Annotated in this window: 22 protein-coding genes; 17 read left to right on the forward strand and 5 right to left on the reverse strand. The window is 31.8% G+C overall.

Annotation, left to right across the window (positions count from 1 at the left end; translation table 11 throughout):
* Positions 1–101: 101 nt before the first annotated feature.
* Together FEM21_RS02975 and htpG are read right to left on the reverse strand one after the other, a co-directional pair.
* On the reverse strand, positions 102–518 hold the full coding sequence (locus FEM21_RS02975) for a hypothetical protein (protein ID WP_152547360.1): 417 nt from the start codon (positions 516–518) through the stop codon (positions 102–104).
* 169 nt (positions 519–687) lie between these two features.
* A complete protein-coding gene (gene htpG / locus FEM21_RS02980; protein WP_035657620.1) occupies positions 688–2571 on the reverse strand; it encodes a molecular chaperone HtpG in 1884 nt (627 codons plus the stop codon).
* A 183-nt stretch (positions 2572–2754) separates the two neighbouring features.
* Between htpG and FEM21_RS02985 the strand changes: the two genes are divergently transcribed.
* The 5 genes from FEM21_RS02985 (at position 2755) to argS (ending at position 8337) form a co-directional block, all read left to right on the forward strand.
* Entirely contained in the window at positions 2755–3231 is a 477-nt protein-coding gene (locus FEM21_RS02985) for a lipocalin family protein (protein WP_035657622.1), read from the forward strand.
* A gap of 35 nt (positions 3232–3266) precedes the next feature.
* Complete coding sequence (locus tag FEM21_RS02990; RefSeq protein WP_035657624.1) at positions 3267–3962, forward strand: OmpA family protein; 696 nt, start codon at positions 3267–3269, stop codon at positions 3960–3962.
* A gap of 384 nt (positions 3963–4346) precedes the next feature.
* A complete protein-coding gene (locus FEM21_RS02995; RefSeq protein ID WP_035657627.1) occupies positions 4347–5294 on the forward strand; it encodes an ABC transporter ATP-binding protein in 948 nt (315 codons plus the stop codon).
* Positions 5295–5398: 104 nt separating this feature from the next.
* The gene (locus FEM21_RS03000) at positions 5399–6406 is read left to right on the forward strand and encodes a 3-oxoacyl-ACP synthase III family protein (protein ID WP_035657630.1); all 1008 of its coding nucleotides are present in this window, start codon (positions 5399–5401) and stop codon (positions 6404–6406) included.
* 155 nt (positions 6407–6561) lie between these two features.
* Positions 6562–8337 carry an arginine--tRNA ligase gene (argS, locus tag FEM21_RS03005; RefSeq protein ID WP_035657633.1) on the forward strand — a complete coding sequence of 592 codons (1776 nt, stop codon included), beginning with the start codon at positions 6562–6564 and terminating at the stop codon, positions 8335–8337.
* A gap of 220 nt (positions 8338–8557) precedes the next feature.
* Here argS and FEM21_RS03010 read toward each other — a convergent pair whose 3' ends face one another.
* Complete coding sequence (locus FEM21_RS03010) at positions 8558–9466, reverse strand: DUF6607 family protein (protein ID WP_035657634.1); 909 nt, start codon at positions 9464–9466, stop codon at positions 8558–8560.
* A gap of 107 nt (positions 9467–9573) precedes the next feature.
* Between FEM21_RS03010 and FEM21_RS03015 the strand changes: the two genes are divergently transcribed.
* From FEM21_RS03015 to FEM21_RS03035, 5 genes are all read left to right on the forward strand, one after another.
* The gene (locus FEM21_RS03015; protein WP_035657637.1) at positions 9574–11634 is read left to right on the forward strand and encodes a TonB-dependent receptor plug domain-containing protein; all 2061 of its coding nucleotides are present in this window, start codon (positions 9574–9576) and stop codon (positions 11632–11634) included.
* Between the two features lie 25 nt (positions 11635–11659).
* On the forward strand, positions 11660–12259 hold the full coding sequence (locus FEM21_RS03020; protein WP_035657639.1) for an HmuY family protein: 600 nt from the start codon (positions 11660–11662) through the stop codon (positions 12257–12259).
* 239 nt (positions 12260–12498) lie between these two features.
* Positions 12499–13866: a signal recognition particle protein gene (ffh, locus tag FEM21_RS03025; protein WP_035657641.1), complete on the forward strand. Its 1368-nt coding sequence runs from the start codon at positions 12499–12501 to the stop codon at positions 13864–13866.
* Between the two features lie 79 nt (positions 13867–13945).
* Positions 13946–14827 (forward strand): bifunctional 5,10-methylenetetrahydrofolate dehydrogenase/5,10-methenyltetrahydrofolate cyclohydrolase, encoded by an 882-nt coding sequence (locus FEM21_RS03030; RefSeq protein WP_035657642.1) that lies wholly within the window; start codon positions 13946–13948, stop codon positions 14825–14827.
* Positions 14828–15064: 237 nt separating this feature from the next.
* Positions 15065–15991 (forward strand): magnesium transporter CorA family protein, encoded by a 927-nt coding sequence (locus FEM21_RS03035; RefSeq protein ID WP_035657644.1) that lies wholly within the window; start codon positions 15065–15067, stop codon positions 15989–15991.
* 2 nt (positions 15992–15993) lie between these two features.
* Here FEM21_RS03035 and FEM21_RS16135 read toward each other — a convergent pair whose 3' ends face one another.
* Complete coding sequence (locus FEM21_RS16135; protein WP_051627468.1) at positions 15994–18162, reverse strand: response regulator; 2169 nt, start codon at positions 18160–18162, stop codon at positions 15994–15996.
* A 320-nt stretch (positions 18163–18482) separates the two neighbouring features.
* Between FEM21_RS16135 and FEM21_RS03045 the strand changes: the two genes are divergently transcribed.
* The 7 genes from FEM21_RS03045 to FEM21_RS03075 all read left to right on the forward strand — a co-directional run bounded on the left by FEM21_RS03045 (position 18483) and on the right by FEM21_RS03075 (position 23683).
* Positions 18483–19319: an ABC transporter ATP-binding protein gene (locus FEM21_RS03045; RefSeq protein WP_035657646.1), complete on the forward strand. Its 837-nt coding sequence runs from the start codon at positions 18483–18485 to the stop codon at positions 19317–19319.
* Positions 19306–20133, forward strand: a complete 828-nt coding sequence (locus FEM21_RS03050) for a hypothetical protein (RefSeq protein WP_152547361.1) — start codon at positions 19306–19308, stop codon at positions 20131–20133. The genes FEM21_RS03045 and FEM21_RS03050 overlap by 14 nt, the downstream gene beginning before the upstream one ends.
* A 1-nt stretch (position 20134) precedes the next feature.
* Positions 20135–20512, forward strand: a complete 378-nt coding sequence (locus FEM21_RS03055) for a GntR family transcriptional regulator (RefSeq protein ID WP_035657652.1) — start codon at positions 20135–20137, stop codon at positions 20510–20512.
* Positions 20499–21182, forward strand: coding sequence for a hypothetical protein (locus FEM21_RS03060; RefSeq protein ID WP_035657655.1), 684 nt, complete (start codon positions 20499–20501; stop codon positions 21180–21182). Before FEM21_RS03055 ends, FEM21_RS03060 begins: the two co-directional genes overlap by 14 nt.
* A gap of 149 nt (positions 21183–21331) precedes the next feature.
* The gene (locus FEM21_RS03065) at positions 21332–21946 is read left to right on the forward strand and encodes a hypothetical protein (RefSeq protein WP_035657658.1); all 615 of its coding nucleotides are present in this window, start codon (positions 21332–21334) and stop codon (positions 21944–21946) included.
* A 10-nt stretch (positions 21947–21956) separates the two neighbouring features.
* Entirely contained in the window at positions 21957–22253 is a 297-nt protein-coding gene (locus FEM21_RS03070; RefSeq protein ID WP_035657662.1) for a winged helix-turn-helix domain-containing protein, read from the forward strand.
* 53 nt (positions 22254–22306) lie between these two features.
* Positions 22307–23683: a DUF4153 domain-containing protein gene (locus FEM21_RS03075; protein ID WP_035657664.1), complete on the forward strand. Its 1377-nt coding sequence runs from the start codon at positions 22307–22309 to the stop codon at positions 23681–23683.
* Between the two features lie 101 nt (positions 23684–23784).
* On the opposite strand, the gene FEM21_RS03080 is transcribed toward FEM21_RS03075, so the two are convergent.
* Entirely contained in the window at positions 23785–24432 is a 648-nt protein-coding gene (locus tag FEM21_RS03080; RefSeq protein WP_035657666.1) for a hypothetical protein, read from the reverse strand.
* Between the last annotated feature and the right edge of the window lie 27 nt (positions 24433–24459).

The following is a 24459-nucleotide window of genomic DNA, read 5'->3' on the forward strand; positions in this document are numbered from 1 at the left end:
TTTTAGCACAGTTCATTCCGAAGAATGAGGAATCTCATCCAGTAACTCGGCAAAGTTGCTTATTGTTGTGGAAACGGATTAGAAATCCGCTCTATTAAGAATTACTTTCTTCTGGGGGCGCTTCTAGTATGTGGTCTTACATATGTTCCATTTTTTCTGTAATAGCCTTTAACGTTTACTGTTTTAGGGCGACTATAGCTTGTAGATGAGTAATTATTTGTTGAATTATTTTTTAATGTATTAGAAACTGTAACTTTTGAATTTGGAGTGTAATATGGATTGTTATAATAGGGATTAAAAAGATATCCCTTTAAATTTCCAAATTTAGCTTTTCTAAATTGTTTTTTTACTATAGTCGTATAATAGTATGTTCCTTTGGGAATTAATATAGTTTCTTTGCCTAAATCATTTTTATCTGGTCTATTATACAAATAAATATCTTCAGTATTGGAAATGTAATAATAAGTATTACAAGATGAAAATAGAACTATTATTATTAAGATTAAGAAGCGTTTCATAATAGATTCTTTTTTAAGTGTGTATTATTAGAAGATTAGTTTTATAAATTAAAGGGTTAAATGTACTAAAATATTCTTACAAAATAAATATTCGGATTTACCCTAAAACAAAAAAAGACCCGCAAGTTTTCACTTGCAGGTCTTGGTACTTAATTCTATTTACTTGATACTACTTTATCAACTCAAAACTACGTTTTACAAAAGCAGTTAAAGCTTCTCCTTTTAGTAAGTTTTGTGACAATTTAGCTAAGTCTAAAGCTTGTTTTACTAAGCTTTCCTGAGCTGTTTTATCTTCGGTGCTCAAAATAGTGGATGCCAATGGGGAATTAGTATTTACTACTAAATTGTACATTTCCGGCATGTTGCCCATTCCGAACATTCCGCCACCGCCAGTTTGGCTCATTTCTTTCATTCTACGCATGAATTCCGGTTGCGTGATGATAAATGGAGCTGCCTGACTGTCTAAAGATTCTAGTTGTACCGTATATGTTTTTGGGATAAACGATTCTAACGATGTTTTTAAGCTTTCTTTTTCATCATCAGAAAGTTTAGAAATAGTAGTTTCGTCTTTCTTGATTAAGTTATCAATATGATCAGAATCTACACGAACAAAAGTCAGGTTTTGATTGTCGTTTTCTAATTTTTGAATTAAATGCGAAATAATTGGCGAGTCTAACAATAGTACTTCGTATCCTTTTGCTTCGGCAGTTTCAATGTAAGCGTGTTGTGCTTCTTTGTTTCCAGCATAAAGAACTACCAGTTTTCCGTCTTTGTCAGTTTGCTTGTCTTTTAGGTTTTCCTTTAATTCTTCAAGCGTGTAATATTTGTCATTTACCGTTGGGTACAATACAAAAGCACCTGCTTTTTCATAGAATTTATCTTCTGAAAGCATTCCGTATTCTAAAACGATTTTGATGTCGTTCCATTTTGATTCGAAATCAGCTCTGTTTTCGTTGAACAATGATTTCAATTTATCAGCTACTTTACGAGTGATGTAGTTCGAAATTTTCTTCACTGCACCATCAGCCTGTAATCCTGAACGGGAAACATTCAAAGGAATATCCGGAGAATCTACCACTCCGCGAAGCATCATCAGGAATTCAGGAACAATTCCTTCTACGTTATCAGTAACAAAAACCTGATTTTGGTACAATTGGATTTTGTCTTTTTGAATTTGCATATCCGAACCTAATTTTGGGAAATACAAAATTCCGGTAAGGTTGAACGGATAATCTACATTCAAGTGAATGTTGAATAATGGCTCTTCAAATTGCATTGGATACAATTCGTGGTAGAACGTTTTATAATCTTCGTCATTTAAATCAGCAGGTTGTTTTGTCCATGCCGGATTTGGGTTGTTGATGATGTTGTCAGTTTCAACAGTTTCATTAACGTAATCTTCAGGAGCATCTTCTGGCTTTGGTAAAGTTTCAGTTCTTGTTCCAAATTTAATTGGAATAGGCATGAACTTATTGTATTTATTCAATAATCCAGTGATTTTAGAATCTTCTAAGAATTCTAAAGAATCTTCGGCAATGTGAAGGATGATTTCTGTTCCACGATCGGTTTTGTCAGCTGGCTCTAATGAGAATTCAGGACTTCCGTCGCAAATCCAGTGTGCTGCCGGCTCGTCTTTGTATGATTTTGTAATGATTTCAACCTTAGATGCTACCATAAATGCAGAATAGAAACCAAGACCAAAGTGACCAATAATTCCTGAATCTTTAGCAGTATCTTTGTATTTTTCTAAGAATTCTTCGGCACCTGAAAAAGCCAGTTGGTTGATGTATTTTTCCACTTCTTCAGCTGTCATCCCGATTCCCTGATCGATGATGTGCAGTTTTTTGCCTTCTTTGTCAATTTTTACCTCAAGTATTGGATTGCCATATTCTACTTTGGCTTCGCCAATATTGGTAAGATGTTTTAATTTTAATGTTGCATCTGTTCCATTCGAAATTAATTCACGTAAAAAGATCTCGTGATCATTGTATAAGAACTTTTTAATTAATGGAAAGATATTTTCCACCGACACGTTAATTTTTCCAGTTGTCATATTTAAAATTTATTTATAGTGTTTTACAATCTGTTAGGCTTTTATTCAAATAAAGTACCAATTCGAATCAGGGTGACAAATTGTCTTGATTGTGAATTTTGAAATAAAATTGTTGAATTTTGAAATAATCTAACTGAATTGCATTGTATATTTGTACTACGTTTAATATTAAAATGAGAAACGATGAAAAAAATATTTTTTGTTGCAGCGCTTTCGCTAGCATTATTTTCTTGTAAGACATCTTCGGTTACTGCCACTAAATTAGATAGAGGAATTCAAACCGGAGTAAAAGGAAATTGGGTAATTAGTTCTGTTTCTTATCCGGGATCAGAATACATTAAAGTAAATTCTTTTCAATTAGCTGATTCAAAATGTTTCGAAGGAAGTACCTGGAAATTTGTTTCAAATAATAACAAAGGTACAATGGCTTTGACGAAGTATGATTGTCCTGTTTTTAGTTCTCCAATTACATGGTTTGTAAATTCGAATGGAGAATTTGTTTTGAAAATTTTAGATGCAGGTGAAAAAGCTAAAAGAGTTAGAGAAGGTTATGTTTTAAACGTAGCTAATTTAACTGATAGCTCATTCCAATTGATTGACAGAATCGATGTGGGAGGAAAATTAACCAATGTAGTTTATCAATTTCAACGTGTAAATTAATTTAGTAGAAAGTAAATTTAAAAAAAAACATAATTATGAAAAAAATATCGGTATTAACATTAGCTTTTGTATTGGTTTTAGGTTCGCTATTCACAAGCTGTGAGGCAGTAAAAAATACAAATAAGACTCAAAGAGGCGCTGCAATAGGAGTTGCAGGTGGAGCGATCTTAGGAGGAATTTTAGGTAATAACCTTGGAAAAGGTGGAAAAGGAGCTATGGGAGCTGTTATTGGTGGAGTTGTAGGTGGAGTTGCCGGTGGAGTTATTGGTAACAAAATGGACAAACAAGCCAGACAAATCGATCAGGCAATTCCAGGTGCTGAGGTGGAAAGAGTAGGTGAAGGAATTAAATTAGTTTTAAAAGAAAATGCAGTACGTTTTGATACTAATAAATCGACTTTGACTGCGACTGCAAAAACTAACTTAGATAAATTAGTTACGGTTTTTAACGAATATCCTGATACTGATATTGCTATTTATGGATATACTGACAGTACAGGTTCGGCTGATTATAACTTGAAACTTTCAGGTGAGCGTGCTAATTCAGTAAGAAGTTACTTAGTTGCTAAAGGTCTTGCTTCTAGCCGTTTTACAATTCAGGGAATGGGGATTGCTGACCCAATTGCAGATAATGGTACTGTAGATGGAAGAGCGCAAAACCGTCGTGTAGAGTTTGCAATTGTAGCTAATGCTAAAATGAAAGCTGATGCTGAAAAAGAAGCAGCTAAATAATAAGTAGCTTTTTTAAAACATATTTTAAGTCGTTTCGTTTATTCGGAACGACTTTTTTTGTCTTTATGTGATAAAAAAATACATGCAGATAAAACGGGATTTTAGCAGATTATTTTCTCTATGTCATAATTGTCCTTTGCTTCAGCAGGCGAGTGTCAAATGTTTGAAGAATGCGAAAAAAGAAAAGCTGTTTGAGCGATAGCGAGTTCTTTTCTTTTAGCGTTCGAAAACTAATTTGACCGACGAGGAAGTGTAAGACTTGATTTTTTTGTTTCTTTTTTGATCAAGCAAAAAAGAAAAAGAGATAAAGATATTTCTAAGTTTCTAAAATTTTATACCAAAGAAATCTATCTTTGCAATCCAAAAAAATAACAATTCATACTAATGCTTCAAGTTCAAAATATCTCCTTTGGTTATACCGAAAAACCAGTGGTTCAAAACATTTATTTTACAGTAGAAAAAGGACAGAATATTGCTGTAATTGGCGAAAGCGGTTGCGGAAAAAGTACTTTACTGAAGTTGATTTATGGATTGTATGATTTAGACCAAGGACAAATTTTTTGGAATGATACAGAAGTTTTAGGAACCAGTTTTAATTTGGTTCCCGGAATGCCTTTTATGAAATATCTATCCCAGGATTTTGACCTGATGCCTTATATCACAGTGGCAGAGAATGTAGGGAAATATTTGTCGAATATGTTTCCGGATCAAAAAGCAGCGCGTGTTCAGGAATTACTCGAAATCGTAGAAATGACTGAATATGCCGATGTGAAAGCAAAATATCTAAGCGGCGGTCAGCAGCAGCGTGTGGCTTTGGCAAGAGTTTTGGCATTAGAACCCGAAGTTTTATTGCTTGACGAACCTTTTAGTCATATTGATAATTTCAGGAAAAATGCGTTGCGACGTAACTTGTTTGCTTACTTAAAATCACAGGGGATTACTGTAATTGTGGCTACACATGACAGTACCGATGCACTTTCATTTGCAGATGAAACCATTGTGTTGCAAAACGGCAAAATGGTCGATAAAGCTAATTCTCAGGATTTATACAATAATCCAATTAATAAATATGTTGCTTCGCTTTTTGGTGAAGTAAACGAACTCAAATTATCCCAACTTATTACTGTTGATGAAGATTTAGACGAATTGGTTTTGTTATATCCTCATCAATTAAAAGTTGCCGAAAATGGTTTGATGAATGTAGTAGTCAAACAATCTTATTTTAAAGGTGGTTATTATCTTATCAAAGCTGTTTTTGACAGAAAAGTTATTTTTTTCGAACATGAATCTGCTTTAGAAATCAATAAGGAAGTCAGGCTGATGATTTCCTAGTCTCCATTTAATATAAATTAGCAGAATTGTTTTTGTTTGTTTAAAAAGTTGTAATTTGTAGTTATTATTAAAAAACAACTTCTTTTAAATTAAACAACCAAGCTATGTACCATTCAAAAATTTCGGGTTTAGGCTTTTATGTGCCTTCTAATGTGGTTACGAATGATGATTTGTCAAAAATCATTGATACTAATGATGAATGGATTCAGGAAAGAACCGGAATTAAAGAACGCAGGCATATTATTCCGGGAGAAGATACTACCACTTCTATGGGCGTAAAAGCAGCTAAAATTGCTATTGAACGCGCAGGAATTGATAAAGATGACATCGATTTTATTGTTTTTGCAACCTTAAGTCCGGATTATTATTTTCCGGGACCTGGTGTTTTAGTACAGCGGGATTTAGGTTTAAAAACCATTGGCGCTTTGGATGTTCGTAATCAATGTTCGGGTTTTGTTTATGCACTTTCGGTTGCTGATCAATACATCAAAACAGGAATGTACAAAAACATTTTGGTCATTGGTTCCGAAGTACAATCTTCGGGTTTAGACATGACAACTCGCGGACGTGGCGTTTCGGTGATTTTTGGAGATGGAGCAGGAGCAGCTATTTTAAGTCGTGAAGAAGATTTATCGAAAGGAATTTTGTCGACTCATTTACATTCTGAAGGAATTCATGCCGAAGAATTAGTATTAACAGCGCCGGGAATGGGCGGTCGCTGGGTTAATGATATTTTAGCAGATAATGATCCTGATGATGAAAGTTATTTTCCGCATATGAATGGACAATTTGTATTTAAAAATGCGGTGGTTCGTTTTGCCGAAGTTATTAATGAGGGTTTAGAAGCTAATAATTTGAAAGTTTCTGATATTGATATGTTAATTCCGCATCAGGCTAATTTGAGGATTTCGCAGTACATTCAGAATAAATTTAAGCTGAATGATGATCAGGTTTATAATAATGTTCAAAAATACGGAAACACTACAGCAGCTTCTATTCCAATAGCTTTAACGGAAGCCTGGGAAAAAGGAAAAATAAAATCAGGAGATACTGTAGTTTTGGCTGCTTTTGGCAGTGGATTTACCTGGGCAAGTGCTATTATTAAATGGTAATTTTATCGAAGTTAAATGTTGTTAGTTAAGTGTTATTCGTTTCTTTTTTTAAACGGATGACTCATAACTTATAACTCATGACCTTTTTCAAAATCACTTTTCCTCAATTGGGTCATTATACCTATATTTGCAGCCATTAAAAAAAAGCAATAAAAATGACATTATCTCAAACGCTTACACCATCTATACAAAATGCAATTCAGGTTTTATTTGATATTACCATCGATAAAATTGAATTTCAGGCGACACGTAAGGAATTTGAAGGCGATATCACTATGGTGATTTTCCCTTTGTTGAAAATCACAAAAAGTAATCCTGTTGAATTAGGAAACAAAATAGGAAACTATTTAGTCGAAAATGTAGCTGAGGTAAGTAAATTTAATGTTGTTTCGGGGTTCCTGAATATTGTTATTTCTGATGCTCATTATCTGAATTTTTTCAACGGAATTAAAGATGATGTTAAATACGGTTTTGTTACTCCAAATCCGGAAGACAAAGCGGTAATGGTCGAATATTCTTCGCCAAATACTAATAAGCCGCTGCATTTAGGTCACGTGCGTAACAATCTTTTAGGGTATTCTGTAGCTGAAATTTTGAGAGCTTCAGGTAAAAAAGTATATAAAACACAAATTATCAATGATCGTGGAATTCATATCTGTAAGTCAATGTTGGCTTGGCAGAAATTTGGAAAAGACCAAACTCCTGAATCTACGGGATTAAAAGGTGATAAATTAGTGGGAAATTTTTATGTAGCTTTTGATAAGGCGTATAAAGAAGAAATCAACCAATTAATCGCTGAGGGAAAAACTGAAGAGGAAGCTAAAAAACAAGCACCAATTATTCTGGAAGCACAGGAAATGCTATTGAAATGGGAAGCTGGTGATGAAGAGGTAATTGCACTTTGGAAAACCATGAACCAATGGGTTTATGATGGTTTTGCTGCAACTTATAAAACTATGGGTGTTGATTTTGATAGTTATTACTACGAAAGCGATACCTATTTGTTAGGAAAAGACGTAGTCCAAATGGGATTAGAGAAAGGAATTTTCGAAAAAGATCCTGATGGTTCAGTTTGGATTGATTTGACTGATGAAGGTTTAGATCGAAAAATTGTATTGCGTTCTGACGGAACAGCAGTTTATATGACTCAGGATATTGGAACCGCTATTCAGCGTGTAAAAGATATGCCGGATGTAGGCGGAATGGTTTATACCGTAGGTAATGAGCAGGATTATCACTTTAAAGTATTGTTCTTAATCTTGAAAAAGCTAGGATTCGACTGGTCTGACAATCTATTTCATTTGTCTTATGGAATGGTAGATTTACCATCTGGAAAAATGAAATCTCGTGAAGGAACTGTAGTTGATGCTGATGATTTAATGCAGGAAATGACTAATACGGCTCAAAAAATATCTGAAGAATTAGGGAAATTAGCGGGTTATTCAGACGAAGAGAAAACGAAATTGTACAAAACAATTGGTCTTGGAGCATTGAAATATTACATTTTAAAAGTAGATCCTAAAAAACGTATTTTGTTTAATCCTGAAGAATCAGTAGATTTTGCCGGAAATACAGGTCCTTTTATTCAGTACACTTATGCCCGAATCCAATCGATAATAAGAAAAGCTGATTTTGATTTTTCGGTTTCTAAAATTGAAATTTTACACGAAAAAGAGAAAGAATTATTAAAGCAATTAGAGTTGTTTCCTGAAGTAATTCAGAATGCAGCACAAAATCATAGTCCGGCTTTATTGGCTAATTATACCTATGATTTGGTTAAAGAATACAATTCATTCTATCAGGCGGTACCTATTCTTGGTGAAGCTAATTTAGACAACAAAATATTCAGAGTACAACTTTCTAAGAAAATAGCCGATACTATTGCGGCTTCATTTAGTTTATTAGGAATTAGTGTTCCTGAAAGAATGTAATGAATAATTAGAGTTTTTGTTTATTTAATGAGTGAATGAATTACTGCTGATAAAAAATAACCATTAAGAGAGTTAAGAAATTTAAGAGCATTACAAATCTTAACTTTCTTAATGGTTTAAAAAAAGATGGTTGTAATATTTTATATAACCAAATTAATAGAAAAGAGTCGATAACTTTCGTTAACGACTCTTTTCAAACAAACTAACACACAAATTTTTATTATTTTACTATAAAGCGATCAATTATTGCATCGCTTTCTGTTTTTGGAGCATCTGGTTTTAATTTAAACAAATGCGTAAAAAGTGATTTTTTATCTACTTTTTCTTCCAGTTTAATATCTTTATTTTGAGCAAAAACAACATCCCATTTTGCTCTTACATTTTTCCAAAGCGTTTTGTTTTCAGCCCACCATTTTTGAGCAGCCTCGCATTTAGAATCTTCTACTTTAGTATAAATGTCTAAGCCTTTTTCTTCAGCCAGAACGACATCTTTTCCATCGTTATCTCTGATAAGTTTTACGTTATCCTGTTCGTGATTCCATCCTGTTTTTGTAATTTCATGAATGTTTCTTCTCTTTAAAACATTATAATCATTACGTTTAGTATGTTCTCTTCTTGGTAGTGGAGCATCAGTGGTGTTTACCCAATAGTCTTTTCCGTCAACGTGAACCCAGCTCGCAGTTCCTTCGTATCTAGGGCTGTCATCCACCTGATATACTTTTTGAGTCCATTGTCCTTTTACGTCTTTTTTATTGAGTTTACTGTATTTCCAGGTGTCATCTTTATAGAATGAATATAAATCAGTGTTTTCATAAACCCAGTCCTGTCTCCAGTGTTTGATAATCATATCCGGACCAGCAATAAGTAAATGTTGTAATACAATTTTATTTGAATTATCTTCTAATGGAGTAATCCATTCTAAGGCAGTTTCATGTTTAGTTGCAGATGGTTTATAGTTGATAGAATCTTTAGAATATTGGAATGTTTCAGTAAAATTGAATTTTACTTCATAGCAGCCACACATAGATTTAATTGATTCGATGTCTTGCTTTTTTTTGGCTTCCTGACTAAATCCAATTGCTGTTGTAAGTGCTAGAGCAGCAATTAGATAATTCTTTCTTGTAATCATGTTTGTTTTTCTTGTTTAAAAAATTTTCGACAAATATATATAATTTATTTAGAACAAATAAAAATAATTATATATTTGCATAAAATTATTAAGATTAAATAAAAATAATGAGGTTGAGAATTACGCCATTTATGAGCTTGTTTTTTTGCGGTATGGCTTTCGGACAAATGAAAGATAGTATTGCGGTTGACGAGAAACTTGCAGAAGTAGTGGTGACAGGTACAAGAACCCAAAGAAAGCTTTCGACATTGCCTTTGCCAATGACCGTTATTACATCTGAAGCTATTTTAAAAACGGGTGTTACCAGATTAAATGAGATTTTGAATGAGCAAACAGGAGTTATCCTGATACCTGATGAAAGTGGTTTTGAAGGAATCCAGATGCAGGGTTTAGATGCCGCTTATACCATGATTTTAATTGATGGTGTGCCACTGGTAGGAAGAACTTCGGGAGTATTGGATTTATCAAGAGTTTCTGTGGGGAATATTGACAGGATTGAAATTGTTAAAGGAGCTTCATCAGCATTATATGGTTCTGAAGCGATGGGAGGAGTAATTAATGTTATTACAAAAAGACCTAAAAATGATGGGGTTGATGGCAGTCTTTCTTATCGTTATGGTACATTTAATACTAATGATATTAATGGGAACGTTCTTTGGAAAAAGAAAAAATTAGCGGCTAATTTATTTGCCAATTTTTATTCGACAGATGGATTTGATTTAGATAAGAGTACATGGGTACAGAATATTGAGAAATTTCACAATACGACGATTCAGCCAAAAATATATTATGATTTTTCAGAAAATTTAAAGCTGACTGTAAGTAACCGCTTTTTTTATCAAATGATTGATAACAAAGCAGTAATTGATTCAGAAAGACATACAGGTGATGCTACTGAAAACGAATGGAATTCGCAAGCTAAGTTAGATCATAAATGGAATTCGAAAATTTATTCAGAATATGAATTGTATGCGACTAATTATAGAAATGATTCGTTTTTAAAAAATGAAAATAATGTGCTTTTTGAAAAAGCATTTTATAATCAATGGCTTTTAAGACCAGAAATTAGAACGACTTTTTCAATAAATAAAGATAAGTTAACCGCAGGATTAGGGATTAATCACGAAACATTAGACAGGACTTATTTTTCTGAAAATGTAACTTTTAATTCTCAGTATGTTTTCGTTCAATACGATTACAATCCGTCTGAAAAGTTGAATATTCTGGCTGGTTTTAGATATGATAATCACAGTGCGTATGCATCGCAATTGAGTCCGAAGTTAGCTGCGAATTATAAAATAACTGATGATTTTTCATTGAAAGCTTCAGTAGGATATGGTTATAAAGCGCCTGATTTCCGTCAGCTGTATTTTGATTTTATGAATCCACAAGTTGGCTATACTGTTTTAGGTTATAATATTGCCGAAGATCGTTTGAACGAATTAGAAGCTCAGGGACAAATTGCATTGCGAACTTCAGGAGTGAATTTTAGTGTTCCTTTGAAAGCCGAAAGTGCTATCAATTTCAATTTTGGAACATTTTATAAAAAGAACAAGTTTAAATTAGACATAAATGCTTTTTATAATTCGATTTCAAATTTAATAGACACACGTGTTGTGGCTTTAAAAAGCAATGGACAAAATGTTTTTAGTTATACTAATATAAGCGAAATTTTTACTTATGGTTTAGAGTATAATTCGACATATACTTTTAATAAAAAAATAGCAGTGTCCTTAGGATATCAATATTTAATCGCAAAAGATAAATCAGTGGTTGACGATTTTGATAATCACAAGTTTGTGCGTCCGCCGGGTTCTGGAACTATTGAAATTAGTAAGTCAGATTATTTCGGATTATTTAACAGATCAAAACATACTGTTAATATTAAGTTGGCTTACAGTTTTCCTGAAATTAAAACCGATATTAATTTACGTGTTTTCTATCGCAGTAAATACGGAATTTTTGATTCTAATGGAAATTCTGTTCTGGATAAATACGATAGGTTTGTGGATGGTTATGCTCAGGCTAACTTATCAATATCAAAATATATTACAGATAAATTAATGCTTCAGGGAGGAGCTAATAATTTACTGGATTATACAAATCCAGGACAAATTAATAATCTTGCGGGAAGACAATTTTTTGCACGAATTCAATACAATTTTTAATCAATAATTATTTAAATACCCAACAATGAACACAAAATTTTTAAAACTGACACTTTTAGCTTTAGTACTATTTACTGCATCTTGTAGTAATGATGATAATGAAACAGTAGTGGCTGAAACTGAAACGGTTTCTAATCTTGAAGCTCCATCTACGGCTAGTGGATACACAAAATTCAGTTTTTCTAAAAATGCAGTAGTAACTACTGATGATTGGGATATTGCTTTCCGTGGTACTACAATCTTAGTAAATGGAGGCGTGAAAGGAAGTGATGCCACAGAGCCAGCAAGAACTGGGCAAGGAGCAGTGAGTATTGTTTCTGATATATTTGCAAATGTAACAACTGTTCCTGCTAATGAAACTTTTAAACAAGATACAGCTACACTTTATGCAATTCCCACAGGAGGAGGGAATGGTTGGTATACTTATAATGTTGTCGGACTTCATATTATTGCTCCTATTGCAGGAAAAGTATTTGTGGTAAAAACACATGATGGTAAATATGCCAAATTTGAAGTGTTAAGTTACTATAAGGATGCACCAGCTGAACCAAATTATATGACATCTGTAGCTGGATATTACAAATTCAATTTTGCATATCAGGCTAATAGCAATACAACATTCTAAGAAAATAAAGATTAGTCATTATTTTCGATACAATACATTAAATTAATGTCCATAACTCATTAACTTAATTACTTGGTTTTTTTTATTTTTTTTTGTCAAAAGAGGTTAGATTATTCTAGCCTCTTTTTAGTTTTAGTTCAGATAGAAAAAAAACAAGAGGAGTCTTAAAACTTTAAACTTTAAACTTTTTAACTTTTAACCGTTTATCCTATATTTGCAGTTCCAAAAAATACAATATTATGTTTGATAATTTAAGCGAAAAATTAGACAAAGCTTTTCATATACTAAAAGGTCACGGTAAAATTACCGAAGTAAACGTTGCTGATACCTTGAAAGAAGTTCGTCGTGCTTTACTTGATGCCGATGTGAATTTTAAAATTGCTAAAGATTTTACTGCTCGTGTAAAAGATAAAGCTATAGGTCAGGACGTATTAACTACTTTACAGCCAGGACAATTATTGGTAAAATTAGTTAAGGATGAATTGACTGAATTAATGGGAGGTGATGTTGCAGGTATCAATTTACAAGGAACACCATCTGTGATTTTGATGTCAGGTTTACAAGGATCTGGAAAGACTACTTTTTCTGGAAAACTGGCTAATTATCTTCAAACAAAAAAGAATAAAAAACCTCTTTTGGTTGCTTGTGATATTTACCGTCCTGCGGCGATAAATCAGTTGAATGTTGTAGGAGACTCGATTGGAGTTGAGGTTTATTCAGAACCAGAGAATAAAAATCCTGTTGAAATTGCTCAAAATGCAATCAAACACGCAAAAGCTAACGGGTTTAACGTAGTTATTGTCGATACAGCAGGTCGTTTGGCAGTAGATCAGGAAATGATGGACGAAATTGCACGTGTTCACGCTGCTATTAAACCACAGGAAACCTTATTTGTTGTCGATTCGATGACAGGTCAGGATGCGGTAAATACTGCTAAAGCTTTTAACGATATTTTGAATTTTGATGGAGTTATCTTAACTAAATTAGATGGTGATACTCGTGGTGGAGCGGCTTTATCTATTAAATCAGTAGTAAACAAACCAATTAAATTTGTAGGTACTGGTGAAAAAATGGAAGCTATTGATGTTTTCTATCCAGACCGTATGGCAGAGCGTATCCTTGGGATGGGAGACGTTGTTTCCTTAGTTGAAAGAGCACAGGAGCAATTTGACGAAGAAGAAGCCAGAAAATTACAAAAGAAAATTGCTAAGAATGAATTTGGTTTTGATGATTTCCTAACTCAAATTCAACAAGTAAAGAAAATGGGTAATATGAAGGATTTGGTAGGAATGATACCGGGAGCTTCAAAAGCCATGAAAGATGTAGAAATCGAAGACGATGCTTTCAAACATATTGAAGCCATCATTTATTCGATGACTCCTATCGAAAGAAAAAAACCAGCTTTGATTGATGTGAAAAGAAAAGCAAGAATTGCAAAAGGTTCCGGAACTAAAATTGAGCAGGTAAATCAGTTGATGAAGCAGTTTGACCAAATGAGTAAAATGATGAAAATGATGCAAGGTCCAGGTGGAAAAAATCTGATGAAAATGATGGGCGGAATGAAAGGGATGCCAGGTGGAATGCCGGGTATGCCAGGAATGAAATAAATATAAATTGTGAGTTATGAATTATGAGTTTTTATAGAACTTGTAACTTATAGCTCATAACTCATAACTTAAAAAAACGATGCAAATATTAGACGGAAAAAAAACTTCGGAAGACATTAAAAATGAAATCGCTGCCGAAGTACAAAAAATGAAAGCCAATGGGGAAAAAGTACCTCATTTAGCAGCTGTTATTGTTGGTAACAACGGTGCAAGTTTAACTTATGTAGGTAGTAAAGTACGCTCTTGTGAGCAAATTGGTTTCGATTCTACTTTAGTTGCTTTGCCTGAAGAAACAACAGAAGAGCAATTATTAACTAAAATCAAAGAATTGAACGAAGATGATAATCTTGATGGTTATATCGTTCAGTTACCTTTACCAAAACATATTGATGAAGAGAAAATTCTTTTAGCTATCGATCCACAAAAAGATGTTGATGGTTTTCATCCAACTAACTTTGGTCGTATGGCTCTGGAAATGGAAACATTTTTACCTGCAACACCATTTGGAATTATGGAATTGCTAGAGCGTTACAAAGTAGAAACTTCAGGGAAACATACTGTGGTTATTGGCCGTAGTCATATTGTAGGCCGACCTATGAGTATTTTGATGAGTCGTAAAGGTAATCCAGGTGATTCAACAGTAACTTTGACTCATAGCCGTACTAAAAATCTGGAGGAATACACTAAAAACGCTGATATTATCATCACTGCTTTAGGAGTTCCTGAATTTTTAAAAGCGGATATGGTAAAAGACGGAGTTGTAATTATTGACGTAGGAATTACTCGTGTTGAGGATGCTTCAAATTCAAAAGGATATGTAATTAAAGGAGATGTTGATTTTGATGGTGTAAGCAAAAAATCATCTTTCATTACTCCGGTTCCTGGTGGAGTAGGACCTATGACCATTGCAATGTTATTGAAAAATACACTTTTGGCCCGAAAAATCAGAAGCCGTAAATAAAATATCAGAATTAGTATTCTGCTGAGATAGCCTTAAACGTAAGTTTAAGGCTTTTTTTGTCTTAAAAAATGATTAATTTTTCTTCGAAATGCATTCGAAACTAAATTTAAAGAATACTTTTGCAGCACTTTTAAAAACAATCCTTCCACATGGACGATTATTATTCGGAAATAGTATTTTAATATAGCATTTGAAACATTATTCAAAATGCTATCAACCCTTTTATAGCATTTTATAATGAGAGCATTTTATAAAAATAATGACGGATTAGTTGCAGTTGAAACCTGGACTCCAAACTGTTGGATTAATGTTGAATGTCCAACTAAAGCTGAAAAAAAATACCTTCTTGGCGAACTTCAAATTCCTGAAGCGTTCTACAACGATATTGAAGATATTGACGAAAGACCGCGTATCGAAATAGAAAACGGCTGGACTTTAATTATTTTACGCATTCCAGTTAAGAGTAATGATGTAAAATTACCGTTTCAAACTATTCCTGTGGGTATTGTTTTTAAGGGCGAAATTTGTGTTACTATTAGTTTTCAGGAGACAGAAATGCTGACTGATTTTGTTGCTTATACTAAGCGTAAAAAAATCAATATTAAAGATAATTTTGATTTAGTATTAAAATTATTGTTGTCTTCCAGTGTTTGGTATTTGAAGTATTTGAAACAAGTTAATCAAAAAATCAAACTTGCCGAAAATAATTTGGAGAAGTCTATTAAAAATGAAGAATTGCAGGCACTTTTGCAAATAGAAAAATGCTTGGTTTTCTTTATGACTTCTTTGAAAGGAAATGATATTTTGTTACATCGTATTAAAAATATAAAATCTCAAAGAGAATATTTTGATCCTGAATTACTTGAAGACGTAGAAATTGAATTGCGTCAGGCACAGGAAACGACTAATATTTACAGTGATATCTTAACAGGTACGATGGATGCGTATGCTTCGGTGATTTCGAATAATATGAATACCATTATGAAACAAATGACTTCTATTTCGATTATCCTGATGATTCCTACTTTGATTGCGAGTTTGTACGGAATGAATGTACCTAATAATTTAGAAAACAATCATTACGGAATTTGGATTGTAATTTCGATTTCTTTTTTACTATCGTTATTTGGCGTGTTTTTATTCAAACGAAAAAGATGGTTTTAAATTTAGATCTGAAGCTGCATTTGCTTTGCAATGGTTTCCTCCAGATTTTTTAAAACAACGGGTTTAGTAATAAAATCATCCATGCCTTTAGATATTGCTTTTACTTTATCTTCGTCAAATGCGCTGGCGGTAACAGCAATTATGGGTATGGCGTTGATTTGGAATTTTGTAGAACTGTGTATTTTTTCTGTTGCTTCAAATCCGTCCATTTCTGGCATGTGTAAATCCATAAAAATAATGTCATAATCATTTTTTTCATAAAGTGCAACAGCTTCTTTTCCATTGTTTGCAATGTCAGAAGGAATGTTGAGTTTGTTTAAAAGCTTATACAATACTTTTTGGTTGATTAAATTATCCTCGACAATTAATGCTTTGTTGATAATGGTATCTTCTGAGTTTGGAAAGGCTATTTTGTTTTCGATATTAATTACCGGATTATTGGCATTTATTTTAAAAGGTATTTTAAAACTAAAGCTGGAACCTCCTGTTTCGAGAGCTACAATGTTTAGTTTGCTTCCACCCATTAACTGAATTAATTGATTCGAAATGGTTAACCCTAAGCCGGTTCCGCCATATTTTCGGGTGGTTGTCAAATCGGCTTGTTCAAAGGCTAACAACATTTGTTCGGTTTTATCGGCATCAATTCCTATGCCTGAATCCATGACTTTAAAATCCAGATATTGAATATCTCTTATTTGATTCGATAAATTAACTTCCAGTTTGACATCTCCTTCTGATGTAAATTTGATAGCATTATCAATAAGATTAATCAATACCTGTTGTAATCGTAAGTTGTCACCCAGAATGTTATTGTTTATTTTAGAATCATAGATAAAATGAAGTTTAATGTTTTTGTCTTTTATCCGGTATTCGAATAAGCGAATTAATTTAGAAAGTTCTTTATTTAAGTGAATAGGATAATATTCTAATTTCATTTTTCCGGCTTCCATTTTAGAATGATCTAAAATCATATTTACAATACCTAGAAGATGATTAGCGCTGTGTTCAGCTATTTCAATATGTTCTGTTTGTTCACTATTTAAACTACTTGTTTTAAGCATATTTAGCATTCCAATAACTCCATTAAGAGGCGATCTGATTTCGTGACTCATATTAGCCAGAAATTGCGTTTTGAATGTCGCTGTTTTATTAGCTTGTTCTGTTTTCTTTTCTAAGAAAATAATATTTTCGGATAATTTTTCTTTTAAAATACCATAGCTTTTTAATAAAAAATCGACTTCTCTAATGGTGGAATTGTGATTTAATTTCGAACAAGATTCCTTAAAATCAGATTTTATGTAATTTGATATGTCTAATGAAAGTAGCTGAATGTCTTTTGTGAAATATTTAGAAATGTAGATGCTTAATAGTAATACAATAACAATCATAAATATGGTTTGGCATAACTGAACATAAAATAACGTTTCTTTTAGTTCATCGATTCTTTTTTTGTTGTGTGATATGATCTGGGTAAATGAGTTTTCGATGAATTTATTGGTGTAATTTATTTTGCCATACAAACCCTGATTTTCCGAAATTCCCAATTGCGAACTTAATTTGAGTAAAAATTCAAAATTGTCTTTGTAGTCAATGAGTGCTTGTTTAGTTACAGTATCAATATTGGTTTCCTTGAGTGTTTGATAAAATAAGCTTTCAAATCTTTTGATTGAAGTTTCGTCAGATCGTAACATAAAGTCTTTTTCGTGTCTGCGAAACTGCAATAATGTAATTTTATCTAATGATGATTTTTGTTCTAAATAATGAGCATGAGTTCTCATTTTACCTTCAATTCCGTAATCTTTAAATCCCCGGATGAATGCTATTTCTTTAAATTGTATTACCAGATTATAAAGATTATCTATTTCTTTAGAAACAGCTAGCATTTTGGGATTATTACCAATATTTAATTCTTTGGATTCTTTAATCAGTAAATCGGTATCTTTTTTTTGGTTTTTTAACTGATTGATATAGCGTTTTAAATCCTTTTGTTCATGATGTAAATAAAAGTCACTTTCCTTGTATCCGGATAATAAAAAGGTCTGGAAATTTTTAATATTCGAAGCAAATTCCTGTGAAACACTATAGGTTTTATAAGTGTAATTATCTAAATGATCCACTTTATGATCGATGTATAAGTAGAACATAAACCAAACCACAATTAAGGCAATCATGGATGAAAATGACAGAAAAATTTGTGTTCTAAAATGACGAAAATTGCTAAAGAAAAATTTCAACTGAATTCTATTTAATAGCTGCAAATGTATTTTGTTCGCTAAAAAAGTATATTAAATGACTTCCAACAAAAGGTTAAGTTATTGTTTATTCATTTAGCAATTTGAAAGTTTTTTTTGAAGATTTTCTAAGCTATACTTGGTTTTTAGACTATTGAGTTAAAATAAGTAAGATTTTTCTAAGGTGAAATATGTTGTTTATTCAAAAAGTTTTTATTTCTTTGTGAACTACTTAACTAGTACACTAATAAAATATAATTATGATAAACATTCAACATTTAACTTTTCGGTACAAAAAGCAGGATGCTTTATTTACTGATTTATCTTTTGAGCAGCAACAGGGAAGCATTGTGGGTTTACTAGGTAAAAATGGAGCGGGTAAATCAACCTTATTACAATTAATTTCTGGTTTGCTTAAACCACAAACAGGAGATTTATTGGTTAATAATTTCAAACCTTTTGATAGATCACCCAATTTTTTATCAGATATCTATATGGTTTCTGAGGAATTTTCATTCCCCTCAATCACTATTGGATTGTATATAAAAGCAACTGCGCCTTTGTATCCTAAATTCGATTATGAAAAAATGAATCACATTTTACAGCAATTCGAATTAGAAACTAAAAAAAATCTAAACGGACTTTCGCATGGACAACGCAAAAAGTTTCTGATAGCTTTTGCTTTATCTACAAATTGCAGTTTGCTTATTCTTGATGAACCCACAAATGGTTTGGATATTCCGTCTAAGAGTTTGTTTCGAAAAATATTAGTCAGCTCTGTTTCTGATGAGCAGTTGGTTTTAATATCTACGCATCAGGTAAAAGATATAGAAACTGTAATCGATACTATTGTTGTTCTTGATGAAGGTAAAATAGTTTATAACGAATCGGTTTTCTCAATTAGTGAACAACTGCAATTCAAAACTGTAGCCAGTTTAACAGGCGAAGCAACTATTTATCAGGAGAAATGTTTAGGAGGGCATCGAATTATAATTCCTGCTAATGAACTAGAAGAAACCGAAATAGATATCGAATTGTTATTTAATGCAATAATCAATAAAGTAACCTTAAAACCAGAAAATCATGTCGTTAAATAATTACTTTAGTTTAAAAAGGTTTAGTCTTTTGTTAAAACAGGATTTGTTAATTAATAAGACAAAATACATACTCACAATTCTAGGATTGGGACTTGTGACTTATTTATTGAGTTATTGGTTTTTAAGTATGAATAAATGGAATCTTAATTATCATGAAGGAGCCATTAATGCTTTTTATACGGTTTGCTTTATGTTTTTTATGATTGGTGTTGGTGTGGTTATTGGAACTGCATTTCCTGATTTAAATGATAAAATTAAAACAGCTAATTATTTATTAAGTCCAGGATCAACTTTCGAAAAAATTTTAGCTCAGTTTTTATTAAGGATAGCTTTATTTATTCCAATTGCCTTAGGGATATTTTGGATTGCTATTCGTTTAGCAAAAGCTTCTTTAATTCCTGAAATACTTAATGGAACCCGATTTTTTGATCCATCTGTAGTTCCCTATTTTGAATTTCGACATTTAATTAGTGTAGGGGATAAGTTATGGGACATGTGGCAAATATTGTTCCTGATTTTTGGTTTTTTCTCTTATGGAACTTATCTTTTTGCAGGTGCAACTTTTTTTAAGCGTTATGCTTTGATTAAAACGGTAGTTGTGTCGGGAATTTTATTTGGTTGCTGCATTTTGTTTTCGATGTTACTGTCTAATATTTTTTATCCAGAGATTACGGGTTTCAAACTTAAATTAGAAACATTTCATGTCACGCAAAGTTTAGATAGTACTAAATGCTTTCTTTTATACTTATCGTTAATACCCTGGATATTCTTTTTAGGAATAGCTTATTTTAAATTAAAAGAAAAGGAGGTGTAATATGGATTTTAAATCAACTAAGGGGATTTATCTGCAAATAGTAGATAATCTCTGTAGGCAAATTTTAGAAGGACAGTTGCAATCTGGTGACCGGGTGGCATCGGTGCGGGATTTGGCTGCCGAATTTGAGGTAAATCATAATACGGTTATGCGTGCTTATGCTAATTTACAAGACTCAGGAATTTTTGATAACAAACGTGGTGTTGGTTTTTTTGTTTCCGAAAAAGCTTTGGAACTTATTAAAACCAATGAGAAATCCAATTTCTTTAGTCAGGATTTGCCTGATTTTATTCTAAAAGTAAAATTACTCCAACTAAACAGTGACGATTTAAACGAATTATTAGCTGTAATTAAAAGCAACGATTATGAAAACAAGTAATATTATATTAATTTCTTTTTTGGTTTTTCTTTTTGGAGGAATCACTTTATTATACATAGGTTCGAGCTATTATAATGATGGCAATGACAAATCTGATTTTATAACTAAGGTGGATAAAATAGATTCTTTTTCGGTTGTAGTAGCTGAACCAGGTGCTTACCTAATTGTGAAAAATGGCAAAGAATCCAGTATTTCACAGAATTACAAAAAAGATATAGTTTCTGATTTTGCTCCTTTTGAAGTTAGAAACGATACCTTGTTTGTTTCTGCAGTTAAATCAAGAAAAGATGGTGAATGGTTTATTGTTCCCGAAGTTTATTGTAAAAATGTGAAGTCTATTATTGCGAAAGAACAAACGAATGTTAGTTTGAAAAATTATCAAGCAGATAGTTTATCAGTCAAATTGAATAAATCAGATTTCCATTGGGATTTTAATAAAACTGCTTATGTAAATATTGAGTCTAAAAATTCTTATTTGCATCTTAATGGTAATAATATTGAAAAAATCAATTTGCAATTAGATAAAACTAAGGTTTATTTGAATTCTAAAAAAGGAGCTAAAATTTTGTCAGGAAGTTTAATTAATGATTCCTACATTGATGGAGTTATTGTAGATGGAACGATTAATCTTAAACTAGATAATTCTAGTCGAATGTTTTTTATAAATTAATAATTAATAAGTTTAAAATGAATAAAATCCCAACTAAAGATAATAAAACTCTTTGGCTGGGATTTTTTCATTTCAATTAAAAAAAAAACAATCTTTAAGATTGTCATTTCTAAAAATTAATTAACTTTGTTTTTCAAAGTACTTTAATTATGAATCAAAAGCATCAGGAAGATTTATTACACATTCGCTCTATGATGGAGCGTTCTTCAAGATTTATATCCTTAAGCGGACTTTCTGGAGTTTTTGCAGGATTGTCAGCATTAATAGGAGGTTTGTATGCATATCAGTTGCTTGAGAAAAACGGAATCAATTATTTTGAAGCTAAAAGTGTATCGATTTCGTCAAGTTTAGTATCTGAGCTTTTTTGGACTGGAATTGTAATTTTTATTTTTGCATTACTGTTTGGAATTCTTTTTACGGTTAGAAAAAGTAAAAAGTACAATTTACCTATTTGGACTTCGACGACTAAAAATATGTTGTTGAATCTTTGTATTCCACTAGTTGCTGGAGGAATATTTTGTTTGGCATTGATTTTTCATCAAATGTATGTTATAATTGCACCAGCAACCTTATTGTTTTATGGTTTAGCTTTAGTAAATGCTGAGAAATATACTTTTTCAGACATTAAATATCTAGGTTATTGCCAACTTGTTTTAGGATCTATTGCTGCGTTTTATCTTGGGTATGGTTTGTTTTTCTGGATTTTAGGATTTGGTGTTTTACATATTTTGTACGGATTAATGATGTTCAAAAAATACAAATAAAAACCAGCTAATGGGAATTATTGATAAGTTAAATAAAGATTTTGAAAGTCGTGTCAGATTAGGGATTATGTCTATTTTGATGGTCAATGACTGGATAGATTTTACCGAAATGAAAACATTGTTGAATATTACTGATGGCAATTTGGCAAGTCATTCTGCTACCTTAGAAAAATCGGAATATATTGAAATAAAGAAAGAATTTGTAGGTAAGAAACCTAAAACCTCCTATCGGGTGACAAATAGAGGACGCGCGGCCTTTAATGAACACCTGAATAGTCTTGAAAAATTGTTGAAATCGAATAACTAAAATTTTTTTATCTAAAAACTTTGAATTGCAAAGTACTTTTGAAATTAATTATTATGAAAAAACTACATTTTATTTTAGTGAGCAGTTTTGTTTTTGTACTGCTTTTTTACAAAGAAGACATCGGTTTAAATCTAGGTTTATTTGGAATGACCTTAATTGGTTTAATTTGTTACTTCTTTCAGGAGAAATTTACAACTAGATTGCATTTGATTTTGGTGATTACTTCTGTCTTGTCGTGTTTGGCCTTTGCCTGGTATGGTGATTTTGTTTCGTTTCTGGCCGTGTTTTTATCAATTGTTTTTTTACAATTTAAAACGCAGGAATCTAATCTAAAAATGATACAAGTAATTCCGTTAATTTTCCTTAACGGAATAGCTTCTTTAGGACGAATATTGATGTTTAGCGAATACATTCCTAAACGAAAAGTAAATAGTGATTTTGCTAAAAAGTTAATAGCATTTTTTATAATTCCAGCCTTGTTTTTAGGTCTGTTTTTTATGATTTACTCTTTTGGAAGCGCTCATTTTTCTTCATTGTTTACAGATTACTATCTCGATATTGATGTCTGGATATTTTTTGTGATTTCAAGTTTAGGATTTTATATTTCGTTTACTTTTTGGAATTACTGGATACCTGATTTTTTTTATCAGAAGAAACAAATCTTAGAAAATGATTTTAGCGAAGAAGTAAAAAATAAAAAACAACCCTTATTTTCTTTTTTGGATATTGATTTTGAAAGAAAGAGTGGAGAAATCACTTTACTGCTTTTGAATGTTTTGCTTTTGGTTTTTATAACTACTTATAATTATGAACAGTTTTTTGAAATTGTTGAAAAAACAAAACTCAGTTCAGATACACATGAACGCGTAAACGCTGTTATTTTCTCTAGTATTATGGCTCTGGGAGTAATTTTGTTTTATTTTAAAGGAGGATTTAATTTCGATAAAAAAGCGAACAGACTTAAAAAATTAGCAAAGATTTGGATTTTTCTAAATGGTATTTTAATCATAAGTACACTAATCAAAAATTCTGAATATGTTTCTTTCTTTGGACTGACTTATAAAAGGTTGGGAGTGTATGCTTTTTTGATTTTGGCAATAATTGGTTTCGTAATTTCTTTTGTAAAAATTACTAAACAAAAAACAAATGCTTATTTGTTCAATCAGATGTTTTGGTATTGTTATGGCGCTATTTTGATGTGTAGTTTTGTGAATTGGGGAAATCTTATTACCAAGTACAATATTGCCGTTGGAAAAGGAATTGAACCCGAATTTTTAATTCATTTGAATTATAATCATCAATTGCGGGATGCCTATTTTAAAGAAAAAAATATTGATAATGTCTGGATTGATTATGATTTACAAGATCATCAGGATAGATCATCTTATTTGTCTAAAGTGCTTTATTACGAATTTTTAGATTTGAAATAATTTTTTAAAATGTTTTGCAGTTCAGTTTGAACTAAAAAAAAGCTTCGATTTATAAATCGAAGCTTTTTTTGCTAACTAAAAAATAGTTAGTATTTAGTGGGCTATTTTTTTGCCTCTTGATTTTCACTAGATTTTGCTGATGCTCTTTGAATGGTATACATTGTAGAAAATTTCACTTTTAATCCAGCAATTTTGATATTGTCTTTTGAAGATAAACCTTCTTTTTCAACAGTATTTTTTCGGGTATCCAGTGCTTCGTAAACAATCTTGATTTCGTCCCAGTTTTCTCTGCTGTACGATTTTTTGTTTTGTTCCACAGTATTTACAAAATTTTGATACACATTGGCAATGTTATCTTTATTTACCCATTCAAAATTTAAATCATTATTTACTTTTTGAGTAAATAAGCTGTTTCTAAAAGTGTTTTCTGAAAGAGCTTCTTTTTGTGCAGCCACTTTTGCTTTGTATTCTTCATATTTGGTATTCGTCTTACTCACAATAGAATCATATTCCATTTTGTTTTCTAACTTATCCAAAGATTCTTGAGCTTCGCTTTTGATTTTTTCATATCGGGCTTCAATTTTCTCCCAGTTTTCGCTGGTTTTTTCAGTAGCAACATTGTTTACAGAGTCAACGTAGGCTTTAAATTCTTCTACTTTTTGATGTGCAGCTTCTTTTTTTTCGTCTTTACATGAAGTTGCAATTACTCCTATTGCAAGCAAAGCAAGGTATTTATTTGTGTTTTTCATTTTCTGATAATTTTAATTAAGGAAATT

This window comes from Flavobacterium seoulense (genome assembly GCF_000695795.1).
Taxonomy (GTDB): Bacteria; Bacteroidota; Bacteroidia; order Flavobacteriales; family Flavobacteriaceae; genus Flavobacterium; species Flavobacterium seoulense.